Annotated in this window: 17 protein-coding genes; 9 read left to right on the top strand and 8 right to left on the bottom strand. The window is 68.4% G+C overall.

Going from position 1 to position 19,380, the window contains the following annotated elements; genetic code table 11:
- Positions 1-42: 42 nt before the first annotated feature.
- Positions 43-2,061, bottom strand: coding sequence for a chromosomal replication initiator protein DnaA (dnaA, locus tag GSY65_RS18535; protein ID WP_159770016.1), 2,019 nt, complete (start codon positions 2,059-2,061; stop codon positions 43-45).
- A 416-nt stretch (positions 2,062-2,477) separates the two neighbouring features.
- On the opposite strand from dnaA, the gene rpmH reads away from it, so the two are divergent.
- The 9 genes from rpmH (at position 2,478) to GSY65_RS18490 (ending at position 9,424) form a co-directional block, all read left to right on the top strand.
- A complete protein-coding gene (gene rpmH, locus GSY65_RS18530; protein ID WP_003956500.1) occupies positions 2,478-2,615 on the top strand; it encodes a 50S ribosomal protein L34 in 138 nt (45 codons plus the stop codon).
- 21 nt (positions 2,616-2,636) lie between these two features.
- Positions 2,637-3,008 carry a ribonuclease P protein component gene (gene rnpA / locus GSY65_RS18525; RefSeq protein WP_159770013.1) on the top strand — a complete coding sequence of 124 codons (372 nt, stop codon included), beginning with the start codon at positions 2,637-2,639 and terminating at the stop codon, positions 3,006-3,008.
- The gene (gene yidD / locus GSY65_RS18520) at positions 3,005-3,358 is read left to right on the top strand and encodes a membrane protein insertion efficiency factor YidD (protein WP_055514477.1); all 354 of its coding nucleotides are present in this window, start codon (positions 3,005-3,007) and stop codon (positions 3,356-3,358) included. Before rnpA ends, yidD begins: the two co-directional genes overlap by 4 nt.
- A gap of 3 nt (positions 3,359-3,361) precedes the next feature.
- Entirely contained in the window at positions 3,362-4,636 is a 1,275-nt protein-coding gene (yidC, locus tag GSY65_RS18515; protein WP_159770010.1) for a membrane protein insertase YidC, read from the top strand.
- A gap of 15 nt (positions 4,637-4,651) precedes the next feature.
- Positions 4,652-5,164, top strand: a complete 513-nt coding sequence (locus tag GSY65_RS18510) for a Jag family protein (RefSeq protein WP_055514481.1) — start codon at positions 4,652-4,654, stop codon at positions 5,162-5,164.
- A gap of 115 nt (positions 5,165-5,279) precedes the next feature.
- The gene (rsmG, locus tag GSY65_RS18505; RefSeq protein ID WP_159770007.1) at positions 5,280-5,996 is read left to right on the top strand and encodes a 16S rRNA (guanine(527)-N(7))-methyltransferase RsmG; all 717 of its coding nucleotides are present in this window, start codon (positions 5,280-5,282) and stop codon (positions 5,994-5,996) included.
- Positions 5,997-6,311: 315 nt separating this feature from the next.
- Positions 6,312-7,385: a ParA family protein gene (locus tag GSY65_RS18500; RefSeq protein ID WP_159776128.1), complete on the top strand. Its 1,074-nt coding sequence runs from the start codon at positions 6,312-6,314 to the stop codon at positions 7,383-7,385.
- Positions 7,382-8,482 carry a ParB/RepB/Spo0J family partition protein gene (locus GSY65_RS18495; protein WP_159770004.1) on the top strand — a complete coding sequence of 367 codons (1,101 nt, stop codon included), beginning with the start codon at positions 7,382-7,384 and terminating at the stop codon, positions 8,480-8,482. The genes GSY65_RS18500 and GSY65_RS18495 overlap by 4 nt, the downstream gene beginning before the upstream one ends.
- Before the next feature lie 324 nt (positions 8,483-8,806).
- Positions 8,807-9,424, top strand: a complete 618-nt coding sequence (locus GSY65_RS18490; protein WP_159770001.1) for a GNAT family N-acetyltransferase — start codon at positions 8,807-8,809, stop codon at positions 9,422-9,424.
- A 104-nt stretch (positions 9,425-9,528) separates the two neighbouring features.
- On the opposite strand, the gene trxA is transcribed toward GSY65_RS18490, so the two are convergent.
- The 7 genes from trxA to GSY65_RS18455 all read right to left on the bottom strand — a co-directional run bounded on the left by trxA (position 9,529) and on the right by GSY65_RS18455 (position 19,245).
- Complete coding sequence (gene trxA / locus GSY65_RS18485; protein ID WP_055537149.1) at positions 9,529-9,861, bottom strand: thioredoxin; 333 nt, start codon at positions 9,859-9,861, stop codon at positions 9,529-9,531.
- 41 nt (positions 9,862-9,902) lie between these two features.
- Positions 9,903-10,874 (bottom strand): thioredoxin-disulfide reductase, encoded by a 972-nt coding sequence (gene trxB / locus GSY65_RS18480; RefSeq protein ID WP_159769999.1) that lies wholly within the window; start codon positions 10,872-10,874, stop codon positions 9,903-9,905.
- Positions 10,875-11,041: 167 nt separating this feature from the next.
- Positions 11,042-11,974, bottom strand: coding sequence for an anti-sigma factor family protein (locus GSY65_RS18475; RefSeq protein ID WP_159769997.1), 933 nt, complete (start codon positions 11,972-11,974; stop codon positions 11,042-11,044).
- Positions 11,971-12,684 (bottom strand): RNA polymerase sigma factor SigM, encoded by a 714-nt coding sequence (gene sigM, locus GSY65_RS18470; protein ID WP_159769995.1) that lies wholly within the window; start codon positions 12,682-12,684, stop codon positions 11,971-11,973. The genes GSY65_RS18475 and sigM overlap by 4 nt, the downstream gene beginning before the upstream one ends.
- 24 nt (positions 12,685-12,708) lie before the next feature.
- A complete protein-coding gene (locus GSY65_RS18465; protein WP_159769993.1) occupies positions 12,709-14,433 on the bottom strand; it encodes a protein kinase family protein in 1,725 nt (574 codons plus the stop codon).
- A gap of 118 nt (positions 14,434-14,551) precedes the next feature.
- Entirely contained in the window at positions 14,552-16,771 is a 2,220-nt protein-coding gene (gene murJ / locus GSY65_RS18460) for a murein biosynthesis integral membrane protein MurJ (RefSeq protein WP_159769991.1), read from the bottom strand.
- 47 nt (positions 16,772-16,818) lie between these two features.
- Positions 16,819-19,245 carry a DUF6049 family protein gene (locus tag GSY65_RS18455; protein WP_159769989.1) on the bottom strand — a complete coding sequence of 809 codons (2,427 nt, stop codon included), beginning with the start codon at positions 19,243-19,245 and terminating at the stop codon, positions 16,819-16,821.
- Positions 19,246-19,380 lie beyond the last annotated feature (135 nt).

The following is a 19,380-nucleotide window of genomic DNA, read 5'->3' as shown; positions in this document are numbered from 1 at the left end:
TACGAAGGTGGCTCGTCGGCGGGTGGCGGGAGCCTGGGGGCCTCAGCCGTTCTTGATGCGGTTCGTGAGCTCGGTGACCTGGTTGTAGATGGAGCGCCGCTCCGCCATCAGCGCGCGGATCTTGCGGTCGGCGTGCATCACGGTCGTGTGGTCCCGGTTGCCGAACTGCGCGCCGATCTTCGGCAGCGACAGATCCGTCAGCTCACGGCACAGGTACATGGCGATCTGCCGGGCGGTCACCAGGGCACGGCCGCGGGACGTGCCGCACAGGTCCTCGACCGTGAGCCCGAAGTAGTCGGCCGTCGCCGCCATGATCGCCGTCGCGGTGATCTCGGGCGACGCGTTCTCCCCGCCGGGGATCAGGTCCTTGAGGACGATCTCCGTCAGACCGAGGTCCACCGGCTGCCGGTTGAGCGACGCGAACGCCGTCACCCGGATCAGGGCGCCCTCCAGCTCGCGGATGTTGCGCGAGATGCGGGAAGCGATGAACTCCAGCACCTCCGGCGGGGCGTTGAGCTGCTCCTGCACCGCCTTCTTGCGGAGGATCGCGATACGCGTCTCCAGCTCGGGGGGCTGGACGTCGGTGATCAGCCCCCACTCGAAGCGGTTGCGCAGCCGGTCCTCCAGCGTGACCAGCTGCTTCGGCGGCCGGTCGCTGGAGAGCACGATCTGCTTGTTCGCGTTGTGGAGCGTGTTGAACGTGTGGAAGAACTCCTCCTGCGTCGACTCCTTGTCCGCCAGGAACTGGATGTCGTCGACGAGCAGGATGTCCATCTCGCGGTAGCGCTTGCGAAAGCTGTCGCCCTTGCCGTCGCGGATGGAGTTGATGAACTCGTTGGTGAACTCCTCCGAGCTCACGTACCGCACCCGCGTACCCGGGTAGAGGCTGCGCGCGTAGTGCCCGATCGCGTGCAGCAGGTGCGTCTTGCCGAGGCCGGACTCCCCGTAGATGAACAAGGGGTTGTACGCCTTCGCCGGAGCCTCGGCGACGGCCACCGCTGCGGCGTGCGCGAAGCGGTTGGAGGCGCCGATGACGAACGTGTCGAACAGGTACTTGGGGTTCAGTCGGGCCGTGGGCTCGCCCGGACCGGTCGCGGGTGCCGGCTGCGCGGCCAGCGGACCCGGCGCGCCGCCGGCCGGACCACCCCGACGCCCACCGGGGCCCCCCGGCGACGGCTCGGCAAGGTCGCGTCGGTCCGGCCGCTGGTCGTAGTCGCCGCCCGGCCGGTCGTGGTCGGGGCGGGGCTGCTCGTAGTCGGCACGCGGCGAGTCGTACTCGGGGCGCTGGTCGTACGGCGACCGCTCCATCGACTGCGGACGGTAGTCCGACGACGGCGACGCGTACGGGTCCCGCTCCGGGAAGCCGAGCCGCTGCTGCTGCCAGCCGTAGTCGTCCTGCGACGGCCGGGGCCAGGCGCCCGGCTCGGGGCGCTGGTACTCCGACGGGTACGCGGGGCGCGCGGTCGGGAGCTGGTCCCCGCGGCCGGTGGGCGGCTGGTCCGCGCGCGGCGGCGGCAACTGGTCGCCCGCGCCACCCGCGCCCCGGTCGTCGGCGCGGTGGCGGCCGTAGCTCTCGTACGGGTCTCGGCCCTTGCTGTCGTACGCGGTCTGACCTTCGTACGCGTTCTGGCTGTCGTAGGAGCTCTGGCCGTCGTACGGACCGCGCGCGTCCCGCCCGCCGTCGTACGCGTCCCTGCTGTCGTAGGAGTCACGGCTCTGCCCCGGACCCGACGGGAGCTCGGGCTCCTCGAAGCGGGACTGGACCGGCGGCGCCGGCGTCTCGCCGACGGAACTGTCCACCGTGATCGCGATCCGGATCGGGCGGCCGCACTCCCGGCTCAGGGTCTCGCTGACGATCGGCGCGAGCCGGCCCTCGAGTACGCCCTTCGCGAACTCGTTCGGAACGGCGAGCAGAGCGGTGTCCGCGACCAGCGCGAGCGGCTGGCAGCGCCTGATCCAGCGCTCGTCCTTGACCTCGACCCCCTGGCCCCGGCCCTCACCCAGGAGCTGTTCCAGTACTCGTGGCCACACTGCGGCAAGATCGGCAGGTACGTCAGCCACAGGGCACGCTCTCTCACAGGTCCCACGAACGTGTGGTTCCGGGACGGGGTCGGGATGGAACTCGGGTGGTGCGCTCGGGACCGGTTCTGGTCGGTCGGTCACCCGGCAGCCGAGGAAGGGGGGAATGAACCGGAGTTCCGTCACGGTAGTCACGGCGGCCGGTAGGGTTCAAGTTGTTGTCCCCAGCCTGTGGATAGTGTCCCTCCGTGACCGCTGGTTTGACCGGATGGCGTAGCCGCGCGTACCGTAACCAGGTCGAGTTGTCGATGGCTGCTGCCGCCTGCCTCCGATGGGCACAGATCGCGTCAGGTGATCGAAAAGCGGTGCACTCGGGCGTTAATACGAGCTACTCGTGGGCGCACGGTGACAGCCAGGACGGCACCCCGCAACTACCGATTTATTTCTGGAGCCCCCGAGTGAGCAAGCGCACCTTCCAGCCGAACAACCGTCGTCGCGCGAAGACCCACGGCTTCCGGCTGCGTATGCGCACCCGTGCCGGCCGCGCGATTCTCGCGTCCCGCCGTAGCAAGGGTCGCGCCCGTCTGTCCGCCTGATCCCGGTCAGGTCATGCCGTCGTGCTGCCCACCGAGAACCGGCTGAGGCGGCGCGAGGACTTCGCGACCGCGGTACGGCGAGGGCGCCGGGCCGGACGCCCGCTCCTCGTCGTTCACCTACGTAGCGGTTCCACGGACCCGCACGCGCCTGGGGAGAGCGCTCCCCCGACGCGTGCGGGTTTCGTCGTGAGCAAGGCCGTCGGCGGCTCGGTCGTCCGCAACAAGGTGAAGCGCAGGCTTCGCCACCTCATGCGCGATCGAGTCGCCCAGTTTCCCCCCGGTAGCCTGGTAGTCGTACGAGCGCTGCCCGGTGCGGGCGACGCCGACCACGTACAACTGGCCCAAGACCTCGATGCCGCCATACGACGGCTGCTCGGAGGGGGCGCACGATGAAGTACCCGCTGCTGGCACTGATCAAGCTGTACCAGTGGACGATCAGTCCGCTGCTCGGGCCGGTGTGCAAGTACTACCCGTCGTGCTCCCACTACGGCTACACAGCCATCGACCGTCACGGTGCGATCAAGGGCACGGCCCTCACGGCCTGGCGCATCCTGCGGTGCAACCCGTGGTCGCTCGGCGGTGTGGACCATGTCCCGCCGCGCAAGCGGCCGCGGTGGCACGAGATGGTGCGTGGCGCGTGGCGCGCACGCAAGGGCGGGTCCTCCGCCGCCGAACCGGCCACCGAGGGGCACACCCCTTCGAGCCCGGCCGCCGAGAGCCCGTCCCATGCCCAAGGAGCATGATTAGTGGACACGATTGCCAGTCTCTTCAGCTTCATCACGACACCTGTTTCCTGGGTCATCGTCCAGTTCCACAAGGTGTACGGCGCCCTCTTCGGCGACGACACCGGGTGGGCGTGGGGCCTGTCCATCGTGTCCCTGGTGATCCTGATCCGGATCTGCCTGATCCCGCTCTTCGTGAAGCAGATCAAGGCGACCCGGGCCATGCAGACGCTCCAGCCCGAGATGAAGAAGATCCAGGAGCGCTACAAGAACGACAAGCAGCGTCAGTCCGAAGAGATGATGAAGCTGTACAAGGAGACGGGCACCAACCCGCTCTCCTCGTGCCTTCCCATCCTGGCGCAGTCGCCGTTCTTCTTCGCCCTGTACCACGTGCTCAACAGCATCGCGAACAACGACACCATCGGTGTCATCAACGAGAGCCTGCTGCAGAGCGCTCAGAAGGCGCACATCTTCGGCGCCCCGCTGGCCGCGACCTTCACGGACAGTGCGGCCGAGGCGGCAGCCCTCGACGCCTCCATCACCACGGTCCGCATCGTGACCGCGATCATGATCGTCCTGATGTCGCTGTCGCAGTTCTACACGCAGCGTCAGCTGATGACGAAGAACGTCGACACCACGGTGAAGACGCCCTTCATGCAGCAGCAGAAGATGCTGATGTACATCTTCCCGATCATGTTCGCCGTCTTCGGCATCAACTTCCCCGTCGGTGTCCTCGTCTACTGGCTGACCACCAACGTGTGGACCATGGGCCAGCAGATGTACGTCATCCACAACAACCCGACCCCGGGTTCCAAGGCCCAGGCCGCCTACCTGGAGCGCCTCCTCAAGCACGTCACGCGCCACGGCAAGACCCGCAACCGGCGTGAGCGCGCCATCGTCAAGGCGATCGTCGTCAAGGGCCGTGACCGCAACGAGTACGAGCGGAAGTTCATCAACGGCCTGAACAAGGAGGGCCTCGCGGCCCAGGCCGACGGAACCGTGATCAAGGGCGAGTCCTCGGCCGTGGCCACCGCCGAGGACGGTACGCCAACTCCCGCCAAGCGTCAGCAGCCCAAGCGCCAGACCAAGGCCCAGCGTCAGGCCGGTGCCACCAAGACCGACGCCGAGCAGCAGAGCGCGCCCACCTCGCTCACCAAGTCCGACGACGAGCCTGAGGACGCCAAGCCGGCGGCCGCAGCCAAGAAGGCCGCGCCCAAGCCCGGAACCGGCGGCCGCAGCAAGGCCCAGTCCGGTCAGCGCAAGGGCCAGCAGCGTCCCAAGTCCCCGTCCAAGAAGTAAGAAGGAGCCCATCCCGTGACGGAAGGCACCACCTCCGCCGCCTCCGAGGGTGGAGACACCCTCACCCGCCTGGAGCAGGAGGGTGAGATCGCGGCGGACTACCTGGAAGGTCTGCTGGACATCGCCGATCTCGACGGCGACATCGACATGGACGTCGAGGCCGACCGTGCCTCTGTCTCGATCATCAGCGACAGTGGTAGCCGCGACCTGCAGAAGCTTGTCGGCCGGGAAGGCGAGGTGCTCGAAGCGCTCCAGGAGCTCACGCGCCTGGCCGTGCACCGCGAGACCGGTGACCGCAGCCGTCTGATGCTCGACATCGCCGGCTACCGCGCCAAGAAGCGTGCCGAGCTCTCCGAGCTGGGCGCCAAGGCCGCCGCCGAGGCGAAGAGCACCGGTGAGCCCGTCAAGCTGAAGCCGATGACGCCCTTCGAGCGCAAGGTCGTGCACGACGCGGTCAAGACCGCGGGCCTGCGCAGCGAGTCCGAGGGCGAGGAGCCCCAGCGCTTCGTCGTCGTGCTGCCTGCCTGATTCGGTACGTACGTTCCTCCGGCCCCGTCTGCCCGCAGGCGGGGCCGTACTTTGTCAGCCTGTTGTTCTGGTGTCAGCGCACAGTGCGCTCTTGCGGTACGGAAGGACGGTCCCCGTGACGGAGGCAGCGGAGCTTCCCCCTGCGCCCGAGCAGGCGCGCGACGTATTCGGTGATCGCTACACGGACGCGGTCCGGTACGCCGAACTGCTGGCGGAAGCGGGAGTGCAGCGAGGGCTCATCGGCCCGCGGGAAGTACCTCGTCTGTGGGAGAGGCACCTGCTGAACTGCGCGGTGCTCTCCGAGGTCGTGCCCGAGGGAGTGACGGTCTGCGATGTCGGCTCCGGTGCCGGACTGCCCGGTATCCCGCTGGCTCTCGTCCGGGAGGACCTGAAGATCACGCTGCTGGAGCCGCTGCTGCGGCGCACGAATTTCCTGACGGAGGTCGTGGAGCTGCTGGGCCTCGACCACGTCACCGTGGTCCGAGGCCGTGCCGAAGAAGTCCTCGGCACACTTCAGCCGGTTCATGTGGTGACAGCTCGGGCCGTGGCCCCCCTGGACCGACTGGCCACCTGGGGCATCCCTCTCCTGCGTCCATACGGAGAGATGCTGGCGCTCAAGGGCGACACCGCCGAGGAGGAGCTGAAGAGCGCGGCCACGGCACTGAGTAAGCTCGGCGCGGTGGGGACGTCCATCCTCCATGTCGGTGAGGGCGTCGTGGATCCGCTCTCCACGGTCGTCCGTGTCGAGGTCGGTGAGAGTCCGGGCGGGGTCCGCTTCGCTGCGAAGCGCGCGAAGGCGGCCCGGACGGGGCGCGCCCGCCGACGTCGTTGAGAGCGGTGACTCGGCCGAAGGGCACCGGCGTCACTGGACACGCGAGCTGATCCGTCCTGACGGCGAGACATACTCCACATAAGCCTCCCAACCGATGCATGTCGGAGTGTCGCGCGGTGGCTGCCCGAGCGGCTATGCATCGTGTTTCACGTGAAACGTCGCTCACTGCTACACGGCATCATCGGCCGTGGCCGCGCCGCGGCCGAACCGCGCGACCGGAAGCCTCTCGGGTCACTCGGAGAGGCGAAGGAGATTTCCACAGAGGTGGATTTCTCCACAGAACCCCAGGCCTCACTGGTTCACGACCCCGAAGACATGGGAGGCTCTGTTCATTGCGAGCCTGAAGTCGAGGAGAGTGAATCCTTGCGGTCCGACGCCAACATCGCGGGACCGATGACCGATCCGGTCCCCGGTCCCCGTACCGAATCGATGGGGGAGGATGTTTCACGTGAAACACCGCCCCCGATGGACGACACTCCCATCGGCCGTGCTGCTCAACTGGCGGTAGAGGCGCTGGGTCGCGCCGGAGAAGGGCTGCCCCGGCCCGAGCAGACCCGCGTCATGGTGGTCGCCAACCAGAAGGGCGGCGTGGGCAAGACCACGACCACGGTCAACCTCGCTGCATCGCTGGCTCTGCATGGCGCCCGTGTCCTGGTGATCGACCTTGACCCCCAGGGCAATGCCTCCACCGCACTGGGTATCGACCACCACGCCGAGGTGCCGTCCATCTACGACGTGCTGGTCGAGAGCAGGCCTCTGGCGGAGATCGTCCAGCCCGTTCCCGATGTCGAGGGACTCTTCTGTGCTCCGGCCACGATCGATCTCGCCGGTGCGGAGATCGAGCTGGTGTCTCTGGTGGCCCGTGAGAGCCGGCTCCAGCGAGCGATTCAGGCGTATGAGCAGCCGCTGGACTACATCCTGATCGACTGCCCTCCCTCGCTCGGCTTGCTGACGGTCAACGCCCTGGTCGCCGGCCAGGAAGTCCTCATCCCGATCCAGTGCGAGTACTACGCGTTGGAGGGCCTCGGTCAGTTGCTCCGCAACGTCGACCTGGTGCGGGGGCACCTCAACCCCGCGCTCCATGTGTCGACCATCCTGCTCACCATGTACGACGGCCGGACGCGTCTTGCCTCCCAGGTCGCCGACGAGGTGCGCAACCACTTCGGCGACGAGGTACTGCGGACGAGTATTCCGCGCTCGGTCCGTATCTCCGAGGCGCCCAGCTACGGGCAGACCGTGCTGACTTACGATCCAGGATCGAGCGGTGCCCTCTCCTACCTTGAGGCGGCCCGAGAAATCGCACTGAAGGGCGTTGGCGTGGGCTATGACCCGACGCACGCCCACATCGGCGCACAGAACAACCCGAGCATGGTGGAGGGGATCCAGTGAGCGAGCGACGGAGGGGGTTGGGCCGTGGTCTCGGCGCACTGATCCCAGCAGCCCCGACGGGGGAGAAGGCGGCACCGCCGGCGATCGGAGGACCCGCGTCCCCCTCCCCGACAGCGGTACCGGTCTTCGCCCAGGAACGTGGGGTGGCGGCCGCGAGGGTGGCCACGCTGCCCAATGTTTCACGTGAAACAGAGGAGCTGCCGTCGAACGGCGGCATCGAGACGCCCGCAGCCCCTATTGGCGCCCACTTCGCCGAACTGCCCCTCGACTCCATCACCCCGAATCCGCGGCAGCCCCGTGAGGTGTTCGACGAGGACCTCCTCCAGGAGCTGGTCACCTCCATCAAGGAAGTCGGTCTCCTCCAGCCCGTCGTCGTGCGGCAACTGGGACCGGCCCGCTACGAGCTCATCATGGGTGAGCGGCGCTGGCGCGCCTGCCGTGAGGCCGGCCTGGAGGCGATCCCGGCGATCGTGCGGGCCACGGACGACGAGAAGCTCCTTCTGGACGCCCTCCTGGAGAACCTTCACCGGGCTCAGCTGAACCCGCTGGAAGAGGCTGCTGCCTACGACCAGTTGCTCAGGGACTTCAACTGCACGCACGATCAGCTGGCGGACCGCATCGGTCGGTCCCGTCCTCAGGTCTCCAACACCTTGCGCCTGCTGAAGCTTTCGCCTGCGGTGCAGCGTCGCGTGGCCGCCGGGGTGCTCTCGGCCGGACATGCGCGGGCTTTGCTGTCGGTCGAGGACTCGGAGGAGCAGGACAAGCTGGCGCACCGGATCGTGGCCGAAGGGCTATCGGTGCGAGCGGTCGAGGAGATCGTCACACTCATGGGCTCGCGGCCCAAGACGACCTCACGCTCCAAGGGCCCTCGCGCCGGCGCGCGCGTCTCCCCCGCGCTGAGCGATCTGGCGACCCGGCTTTCGGACCGCTTCGAGACCCGCGTGAAGGTCGACCTGGGTCAGAAGAAGGGCAAGATCACCGTCGAGTTCGCCTCGATGGAAGACTTGGAGCGCATTCTGTCGTCGCTCGCGCCCGGCGAGGGACCCGTTCTTCAGCGGAGCCTGCTGGACGACGACAGCGAAGAGAGCGAGGCCTGAGCCTTCGATCGGTGGGACGCCTTTCGGCTGGTCGACCGCATGAGCGGGCAGAGTCCGATGTATACCGGACACTGCCCGCTCTTTGCTTGCGGGCAGTGTCTAGGCCATCACATCGTCGATACGATGCGGTGGGGTAGGGCGCATCCACCTTGTGACACCTTCATGGGAGGCGGGGGAAATGCGAACCATGAGCCGTTCCGGTCTGGTGACCGCCGGCCTGGGACTGGGTGCGGTCGGCGGATTCGTCGGCAGTCTGCTCAGGGAGCGAAGCGCTCTGACAGCCGCTCGCGACGCTGCGGGCGAAGGAAGCGAGGAACAGCCTTCATGGGGCGTCGGCTCGTACCGCTCACGCTGGACAACCTTCAGGACCTTCCCCAACGCTGCCGCTCGTGTGTCTTCTGGGAGTTGGACCCCGTCAGCGGCGAGGCAGCGATAAAGGCTGGGACTCCCGCGCTGGAGAAGGAAGCTTGGATCTCCGCGGTTCTTCTGGACTGGGGATCCTGCGGGCGGGTCGTCTATGTGGACGACGTTCCGGCGGGCTTCGTGCTCTACGCACCACCGGCCTATGTGCCACGCTCGACGGCGTTCCCCACAAGCCCGGTCTCCTCGGACGCGGTTCAGTTGATGACCGGCTTCATCGTGCCCGGCTTTCAGGGGCAGGGCCTCGGCCGGGTGATGGTGCAGACCGTGGCCAAGGATCTTCTGAGGCGGGGCTTCAAGGCGATCGAAGCCTTTGGTGACGCACGTTGGAAGGAACCGGCTTGTGTACTGCCCGCGGACCATCTGACCGCCGTGGGCTTCAAGACGGTCCGCCCTCATCCCGCTTACCCTCGGCTGCGGTTGGAGCTGCGGACGACGCTCTCCTGGAAAGAGGACGTAGAGTTGGCGCTCGACAGGCTTCTGGGAGCGGTTCAGAAGGAACCCGCACTGCGGCCCCTCTGAGGGGGCCCGAGACGCAGCTGCATACGACGAAGGGGCCGTTCCTGAGGGGAACGGCCCCTTCATGTTTCACGTGAAACATCGTCGCCGGGCGACGGCGGTGCTGCCTACTGGGCGATGAAGTCCTCGAGGTCACGCACGATCGCGGCCTTCGGCTTGGCGCCGACGATGGTCTTGGCGACCTCGCCGCCCTGGTAGACGTTCAGGGTCGGGATGGACATGACGCCGTACTTGGCTGCCGTGGCCGGGTTCTCGTCGATGTTGAGCTTGACGATCTCGATCTTGTCGCCGTACTCCTGGGCGATCGCTTCGAGGGACGGAGCGATCTGGCGGCACGGACCGCACCAGGCGGCCCAGAAGTCCACCAGGACGGGCTTGTCGTTCTTCAGGACGTCCTGCTCGAAGGAGTCGTCGGTCACGTTCTTCAGGGTGCCGGCCACGGCGGGCTCCTAACTGGTTGGTGCGGTGGGGCGGACGGGGGTCAGACGGAGGTCTTCTCGGGCTCTGCGGTCTGCTCGCCGTCCGCGAGGGCGGCGAGGAAGCGCTCGGCGTCGAGGGCGGCGGAGCAGCCGGTACCGGCCGCGGTGATCGCCTGGCGGTAGGTGTGGTCGACGACATCGCCGGCGCCGAAGACACCGGTCAGGTTCGTCCGGGTCGACGGGGAGGCGACCTTCAGGTAACCCTCCTCGTCCAGGTCGAGCTGACCCTTGAAGAGTTCCGTGCGTGGGTCGTGGCCGATCGCGATGAACAGGCCGGTCACCGGAAGGTCGGTCGTCTCGCCCGTCTTGAGGTTGCGCAGCTTCAGGGCGGCCAGCTTCTGGTCGCCCTGGATCTCCGCGACCTCGCTGTCCCAGATGAAGGAGATCTTCGGGTCGGCGAACGCCCGCTCCTGCATCGCCTTGGAGGCCCGCAGTGTGTCCCGGCGGTGGACGACGGTCACGGACTTCGCGAAGCGGGAGAGGAAGGTAGCCTCCTCCATCGCGGTGTCACCGCCACCGATCACGGCGATGTCCTGGTCCTTGAAGAAGAACCCGTCACAGGTGGCGCACCACGAGACGCCGCGTCCGGAGAGTGCGTCCTCGTTGGGCAGCCCGAGCTTGCGGTGCTGCGAGCCCGTGGTGACGATGACGGCCTTGGCACGGTGCACGGTGCCCGCGGTGTCCGTGACCGTCTTGATCTCGCCGGTCAGGTCGACGGCGACGACGTCGTCCGGAACGAGCTCGGCACCGAAGCGCTCGGCCTGGGCCCTCATGTTGTCCATGAGGTCGGGGCCCATGATGCCGTCCCGGAAGCCGGGGAAGTTCTCCACGTCGGTGGTGTTCATGAGCGCGCCGCCTGCGGTGACAGCCCCCTCGAACACCAGCGGCTTCAACGATGCGCGCGCGGTGTAGAGCGCTGCCGTGTAGCCGGCGGGCCCGGAGCCGATGATGATCACGTTACGGACGTCGCTCACGGCTTGTTTCCTCGTCTCTGGAGACTGCTGCGTACTGCCGGTGGGAGCTGCTCTCGGAACTCTCACCCCACCCAACGGATCCTAAGGGGCGTGCATTCCCGGTGTGTCCGGGCACACGGAGCCATGCCAGCGCACAGGGATGCCAGGGGTGGTGCGGTGCACCGCCCTCAGGGGCGGACGTAGGTCTGCTTCAGCAGAACCTCTCCGGCGGGGGCCGAGGCTTTGCCGATACAAGAGGCATCCACGACGTAGGCCGTGACGTGCGAAGCGTCCTCCGGGACAGGCAACACGACGAGATAGGCGTCGGCCCCCTGGTAGGTCCCGGATTCCGAAGCGATCGCCCCGGTCACATCGCCGATGCCTTCGGCGATACACGGGGGCACGTCTCGTGTGAGCTTCGTCGTGGGGTTCGAGTCGAAGTGCTCCGGATCGCCGGGTGCCGTATGGGCGCCGACCGAGTCGCGGTCGGGCGCGTCCTTCGTCGTCTTGTCCCCGAGAAGATCGTCCACCCGCTTCTGTAGTTTGACGCCGGAGAACATGTCGGAAGCCGGGCTCTGGGCGCTCGGAGGGTTGTCCCCTGAGTCGCTGTCGCTCATCGACTGGACGAGCAGCGCACCGAACCCCAGAGTGGCGGTCGCGAAGACCGCGGCGAGGATGCTGACGCGGCGAGTGCGCCGCTTGGACGGGGATCGGCCCGGACCCGTGGGCCCCCGGCCATGACCGGCGGGACGGTCGGGCACCGTCGATGTTTCACGTGAAACATGACCACGGTCGTCCCCCTGCGGTGTCGTGGCCGCGCGGCCGGACACTTCGGAGGTCTCTGCGATCTCCGGGGCTGGCGCCGTGGCGTTCAGCAGGGCTTCGGCGGCCAGGGCGGCATCGATCCGTCCTGCCACGTCGTCGGGCATACGCGGAGGGCCCGGAAGAGTGCCGAGCATGCCGCGGATCTCCTCCAGCGACGCGTACACGTCGGCGCAGAGGGCGCATGCGTCCAGATGCCGTCGGACGTCCTCGGTACGGGACGGCGGCAGAAGACCTTCGGTCAGGTCCGAGATCTCTTCGACGTCCGGGTGTCCGGCTGTGTCGGTCGTGGATGTCACGCTCGCCCACCTCCGCCCTTCACAGCAGCTGCATCGCTTGGCCCTGCATCATGTGGTCCTGCTGCGGGTGGGACGGATGTCCCCTGCGTCCGGTTCCTTCCGCGCCCCGACTTTCCGTCGCCGTCACTCCCTCCGTCGCCACGGAGGTGGGTCAGCAGCGGCAGCAGTCTGGCTCTGCCACGGGCACAGCGGCTCTTGACCGTCCCTGTCGGGACATCGAGGATCCGTGCGGCCTCCGCCACCGGATAGCCCTGCATGTCCACCAGGACGAGGGCCGCCCGCTGGTCCTGGGGCAGTGTGCCCAGGGCTTCCAGGAGCTCGCGGTGCACGTCGTTGCGTTCGGCGGGAGCGGATGCCGACTCGTGTGGCTCCAAGAGCTGCTCCAGCCGCTCGGTGTCGTCGACCGGGGACGTCTTGCGCGAGGCGGCCTTGCGGGCGCGGTCCAGGCAGGCGTTCACCGTGATGCGGTGCAGCCACGTCGTGACGGCCGACTGGCCCCGGAAGGTGTGCGCCGCCCGATAGGCGGAAACCAGCGCGTCCTGGACAGCGTCAGCGGCCTCCTCGCGGTCCCCCAGGGTCCGCAGCGCCACCGCCCACAGTCGGTCCCGGTGGCGCCGTACGAGCTCCGCGAAGGCATCAGGGTCGCCCTCGACATGCTGGGCCAGGAGGTCCTGGTCGCTCGTTCCGCTGTGGTCAGCGACTGGCGCCATCAGGCCCCCTTCCTCGAAGAACTCTCAGCCCATGAACTTCACGTCGGTGATCGCCTGCTTGTAGCCGGCGCCGCTGAACTGGTCGGGCGCCGACTTGGGCACGGCGGTGAGCCAGACCAGAACGTACCGGGTCTTCACCGGCTTCTTGGCGGAGATCTTCAGGTCGGTCCCGCTGGTCGTGCTCGAAGCGATCTTCGTCATCGCAGTGAGGGGGGCGGACGACGAGAGGGAGTCGGCCGCGTAGAGGGTGGCCGATGTGTGGTCCCCGGCGTAGTACAGCCCTATGGAGGCTGCTGACACCTCCTGGGCGGAGCCCAGGTCGTAGACGATGCCGACGCCCTGCTTGTAGGGCGCGAGGGTGGGACCGTCGTTGAAGGAGTAGGTCCGCCAGTACGTGGAACCGCTCTTGTCGTAGGTCAGGTCCACGTCGTTCGCGTGCTGCGGCTTCCCGTCCGGGAAGTACTCGACGGCGCCGCTGATGCCGAGCTTCCTGAGCGGCTTGGCGGTGTTGTCGCCCTTCTCGTTGTCCGTCGTCTGGCCCGTGTCCGTGTCGTTGGACCGGTCACCGCGCTCCATCAGGGCGTCCGCGAGCTGCCAGCTGCCGAGGCCGAGCGCGGCGATCAGGAGCGCCGACACAGCCCACTTGAGGACCTTGCCGGTACGGCTCTGCAGCGGTGGCGGAGGGGTGGGAATGGGCTGCGTGGCGCCCGGATGGGTCGACGGACGGCCGTACGTGCCCTGCTGGTAGGACGTGCGTTGGTAGTCGGGCGGGGCGGTGAAGGCCGACTCCGGCGGGCGGATGCGAGGCATCTCGCCGATCGCCTTCACCAACTCCTCCGGAGTCGTGCACGGAGACTCGTGCCGTGAGGCGGTGGCGCCGTCGTTGGCGAGCGCACGCATGGAGAGCTCCGACAGACCACGGTGGACGCCTGCCCGTACCTGGTCCGGAGCGATGAGCCCGACCCCCTTCGGGAGCCCCGAGAGGCCGTGCGCGTCGTTCTCGTAGGGCCAGCGCTGGGTGAGCGACGCGTAGAGCAGCGCGCCGATCGCCTCCGTGTCCGTGCGCTGGGGCGTGTCGGAGCTGATGCCGCGCAGCGCCGCGTTCACCGCGAGGCCGCGGATGCGCCACTGCCCGGCGGCGGAGCGCAGGACTGCGCTGGGGTTGAGCCGAAGGTGTGACAGGCCCTCGCGGTGTGCGGCGGCCATGGCGTGCGAGACCTGGGTGACCATCTGGTACGCGTCGTGCGGTTCCAGTGGGCCGGAAGCGAGAAGCGTCGTCAGTTCCGTGGCGTCGGGAAGCCACTCGTGCACCACGTACACGAGGTCGTTCTCCTCCACGGCGTCCAGTACCTGGACGAAGCGGGGGTCACCCAGCAGCGCCGAGGAACGCGCCGCGGCCAACACGGCACGGGCGCGTGCGTGGTCGGCCGGAAGGACGTGAACTCCGACCGCACGTCGCAGTTTCTCGTCCACGGCACGCCAACTGCTGAAACCGTCCAGACGGGTGACGCACTCTTCGAGGCGGTAGCGCCTGGCGAGCTTGTGACCGCTGTGCAGTTCGGGCGGTGTCGTCCTGGAAGGGCTGTCGATGCCGCCGCTTCCCTGTGCCTCTTCGCTCGCCGAGCTTTCCGTGTCCCGCTCCCGGTTCTGGGCCTCCCCGTCGGCCGTGGACTGGTCCGCCTGCGCGGTCAGCGGCTCGTCGCCGCTGTTGTCTGCCACGTCGACGGCAGCCGTGCTCCGTTCCGCCACCGTCGTTCCTGCCTCCCCATCCGTTGCGCGCTCTGCGACGCCAAAGCCAATTGTGCCCACAGTCCGCCGCTATGAGCGACACGCGACGACGGACGATGGTTGTGCGTCTAACCCAGCCTCAGCGCCCCAGTCGTCCCCGGACCATACCGACCATCGAGTTGAGCTCTTCGATGCGCATGCGCCGTGCGGCGACGTAGAAGGCACCGAGCAGAACGATTCCTCCCCCGACGAGGGCGAGCATCGAGCCACCGACGCCCTGTCCCAGACTCCGGCTGATCCCGTAGCAGGCCGCGCCGCTGAGCAGCGCCGCGGGCAGCGACGCGATGGACAGCCGCGCGTACGTCCGCATCACCCTGGAGCCGTCCAGGTCACCGCCCAGCCGCTTCTTCAGCCGACGCCAGGCGACGCCCACACCGGTCATGTAGGCGAGGCCGTACGAGGCCGCCATGCCGACCACCGCCCAGCGGGCCGGGATCACGAAGAAGCAGATCGCGGAAGCGCCGGCGTTGACGGCGGCCACGATGACCGTGTTGTAGAACGGCGTCCGGGTGTCCTCGTACGCGTAGAAGGCGCGCAGGACGACGTACTGCACGGAGTAGGGGATCAGGCCGAGGCCGAAGGCCATCAGCATGAAGCCCATGTTGGTGGCCTCGACGGTCCCGGAAGAACCGAAGATCAGGGTGCACATCGGGATGCCCAGCGCGAGGAACCCGAAGGCGATCGGCACGATGGCGACCGCCGTCGTGCGCAGGCCCTGCGAGATGTCGTCCCGGACGGCTCCCGCGTCGTCCTCGGCCGCCGACCGCGAGATGCGAGGGAGGAGGGCCGCCATGAGGGACACGGTGATGATGGCCTGCGGCAGACCCCAGATCAGCTGGGCGTTGGCGTAGGACGCGAAACCGGTGCCCTTGACGTCCGAGTCGATGCCCGCGGAGGTCGCCAGCTGGGTGACCACCAGGGCGCCCGCCTGGTTGGCCAGGACGAAGAGGATCGTCCACTTGGCGAGCATCGCGGCTTTGCCGAGGCCGTGGCCCTTCCAGTCGAAGCGGAGCCGCAGTCGGAACCCGGTCTCCCGCAGGTAGGGAATCATCGCGAGGGCCTGCACGACGAGGCCGAGCAGGATGCCCACACCCAGCAGGCGCACGCCCTCGGGCGGGATGTTGTCGACGGTCATCCGGGAGTCGGCCGCGCTGCCGTAGACCCACAGGAACGCGCCGAGGGTGACGATGATGACGATGTTGTTGAGGACCGGCGTCCACATCATGGCGCCGAATCGGCCGCGGGCGTTCAGGATCTGCCCCATCACCACGTGGATGCCCATGAAGAAGATGGACGGCAGGAAGTAGCGGGTGAACGTCACGGCGGTCTCGTTGGCCGCGGGGTTGCCGGCGACTCCCACCGACAGAGCGCGCACCAGGAGCGGGGCCGCCAACATCGCGAGTGCCGTGAGAAGGCCCAGGACCACCATGACGAGGGTCAGCAGGCGGTTGGCGTACGCCTCGCCGCCGTCGTCGTCGTCCTTCATCGCCCGCACGAGCTGCGGGACGAAGACGGAGTTCAGGCCGCCGCCGACGGTCAGGATGTAGATCATGGTCGGCAGCTGGTAGGCCACCTGGAAGGCGTCGCCCAGCAGGGCGAGGCCCAGCGCCGAGACGATCATCGCCGAGCGGATGAAGCCGGTGAGGCGCGAGACCATGGTGCCCGCCGCCATCACGGCGCTCGACTTCAGCAGCCCCGAGGCCCGCCCGCCTTTCTTCGGGGCCGGTGCGGCCGCGGGGGCCTGCGCGGGCTCTTCGTGCTGCGTACGGACCGGACCCGGCGCCGGAGCGGTGGCCGGGCCGGGCACGGAGGGCTGCCCCACGGGGCCGCTGCCGCTCTGCTGCTGGTCCCGGAAGAGGTGAGCGAACGCGTCCGGCTCCCGGCGCTCCTCGCCGGCTTGCGTGACCAGGTCGTCCACTCCCACGAACTGGGTCGTACGGGCGTTGTCGCCGTACGGCAGATGTCGCGACGGACCGTCCGGCTCGGGCGCGGGGGTCTGGGCCCACACCCGCGGGTCGGGGGCGTACTGCGAGGGCGCGGGCTGCCCGTAGAGCGGCTGCTGCGGCTGGTGGGCACCTGGAGCGGGCGGAGGGTGCGCGGCGCGGTCGTAGAGCGCCTCGGCCACCGGGTCCTGGGCGGACAGGTCCCGCGCGCGGTAGGGGTCCTGGTCGTAGGCGTCCTGGAGGTACATGTCCGCGGGAGGCTGCGGCGGCACCTGGCCCGACCCGGGCAGCGAGCCGTCGGGGTACCCCGAGTCGGCCCCGCCCTGGCCGCGGTCACCGTCGTACGGCGCGTTCATGGTTACCCCACCTCATCGTCCCCGGGCCCACGGGCCACGACAATCGCTCAACGGTCCACTCTCTCACCCGTTCCGGACCGGTCGGTGTTTTCCGATGCGGTGTCCGTGGCCGGGTCACCCGGGTGCTCCGGCGCGTCTGCCATGGGCTCGGCCGAGGAATCCCCTTCGTCAGTGTGTACGACTCCGTCAGTGTGTACGACAGCGGCCGGCTCGGTGTTCGCTTCCTCGCCCGGAGAGGTGCGCTCTGCCGGGGACTTGTCCTGCGAGGCACCCTCCGCCGCTTGGCGGGCGGCGGCGCGCTTGCGCTGGGTGTACATCCGGAAGCCGGCGAGCACGAGGAGCAGGACCCCACCGGCGATGACCAGCATCACCGTGGGAGTGATCTCGGTGACGCTCACGGTGAAGACGACCGGGGCACCGTACTTCTGCCCGTCCTTGGTGTAGAGCTGGGCGACGACGTCGACCTTGCCGTTGGCCTCGGCGTTGGTGGTGAACTTCACGGACTCGCTGTGCCCGCCCGAGATGTCGATGGACTGCTCGTAGTAGTCGTCGTCACCGATCTTCAGGCGCTTCGGAAGCTGCGACGTGAGGCGCAGCGTCAGGTTGTCGACACCTTGCACGAGGTTGTTCTGCACGGTCACGGGGATCGTGGCGCTGCGGCCCGAGAGCTTCGTCTCGGACTTCTCGATCAGCCGGACCTGGCTGGTGAGTGTGTCGAGGTAGGACTGCACGCCGTCCCGGTAGGCCCTCGCGTCCGCGGCGTGACCCCGCCACGACGTCGACATCTCCCGGTCCATGGTCCGGCCGAAGGGCGTGACCACACGCGACTGGCGGTTGAGGATCACCTTGAAGCGGTCGAGGTCGCTCTGGGTGCTGTGGATCTGCTGGAACGCCGACTTCGGCAGTGCCTGCTTGCGCAGCGACCTGGGGTACGCGGAGGCGGACGGGATCCTGGTGCTGGCGTTCGGGTCGGGCTTCGCCTCGGCTGCCGCGGACAGGTCCTGGAACTGCGACCAGGTACCGCCCTGGAGCGTCGTCAGGGCCTGTGCCATCGTCCGGGCCTGGCTGGCCGAGGGCATGCGCTGCGGGGCGATCACGATGCTGCGCTGCTTGTCGGTCTGCAGGTTCGTCATCAGGCTCTGGGCGAGGAACCGCTGCACCGCCAGCGTGGAGCTCTCGGCTTTCGTCATGTCGCGCTGGAACGCCGTGGACAGCTGGGCGTCCGCGACGACCGCCGTGGTGCCGCCACCGATGGGGCGGGCGGCCGTGGGCGTGTAGGACAGGCCGCGGTTCTCCTGAAGGCTGTCACTGCGGGCGATCACCTTGTCGGCGCCCGCCGAGGTGGCGACCTTGATGATGGACGGGTCGACGGCGCCGTTCGCAGGCCAGGCGAACTCGGTGTTCGGCTGCACGTGCAGGATGCTCTCGACGGTGTCCGCGGCGACATCGGTGGCGTCCTTGAGCCGGCTGAGGGAGCCGGTGACGCCCTTGCCGTTCTGCGCCAGCGACGCCAGATCGGGATCCGCGAAGGGGAGCGCGACCACTTCCTTGCCTTGTACCGCGGTCTCGAGCTCGGCCAGCCACGCCTTGGCGACCGCCTGGCTCCTGCCCGGGACCGTCGTGCTTCCGCTCCGGACGCTGTAGCTCTCCGTCATCGCGACCACCGACGCCAGCAGGTCGGGGTCGATCACCCAGGTGACGTCGAGATCCTTGCCCAACGCCAGCATCTGCTCCAGGCGGCCGCCGGCGGAGATCTCCTTGGCCAACTCGTCGTCGAGGAACGTGGGCGTCTGGCGCTCCCCCGGCCCGGTCTCGGCAGTGAGATGGCTGGAGGAGATCAGGGGCCAGAGATACGTGGTCTTCGTCCTCGTGTCCGCCTCGTCGGGGTGCCACGGGAGGAACGTGCGCTGGATGCCGAGGATCTGGTCGTACCGGGCCGTGGAGGTCTGGCCCGAGAGGGAGACCGCGAGCTGGTAGACGCCGTCCGCACCGAGGTCCAGCTTGTTGACAGGCACCGAGATGGTGAAGGGCTGGGCCACGCCGGAGACGAGCTTGGAGAACGTCTCCACGTACTTCCCGCCGACCTCCGCCCCGTCGACGAACGGGTCGAAGCCGTTGCGCTTGGCCGCGCTGTCGATGGAGGAGCGGGTCGTCAGGGGAGCCGAGCCCACCCGCAGGCCCACGTGGGCGTCCGTGATCGCCTGCTTGCCCCGGTTGGTCACCGTACCGGAGACGGTGACCGTGTCGCCGTCCGTGGGCGCGCTGGGGCTGAGCGAGTCGAGCGAGACAGAGACGGTGTTCGTGCCGGTGGCATTGGTCGGCGCGGCCGTCGGCGCCGCCTGTGCCTGTGGAGCGGCGGAGAACTGGAGCAGGCCGGCCAGCAGCGGTGCCCCGGCGATCAGTGCCCCTGTGCGCACCAGCCAGCGGCGGGCAGGTGAGGGAGTGGTCCCCTGGAAGTCTGCCGCCTCGGCCACGCGCTCGCCCGTCCTCGTCGTCGTCAGTGGTCGTCGGAATGTGCGTCCACGCATGGTAACGATGCGCGCTGAGGTGAAGTGCCGCGGTCCGCACCACAAGATCGCGCGGCGAGACCGGCCTGTCCCTGTATGTAC

The sequence above is a fragment of the Streptomyces sp. HM190 genome (assembly GCF_009857135.1).
Lineage (GTDB): Bacteria > Actinomycetota > Actinomycetes > Streptomycetales > Streptomycetaceae > Streptomyces > Streptomyces heilongjiangensis.
Note: the sequence above shows the minus strand (reverse complement) of the source record. Positions and strands in the feature narration are given on the sequence as shown.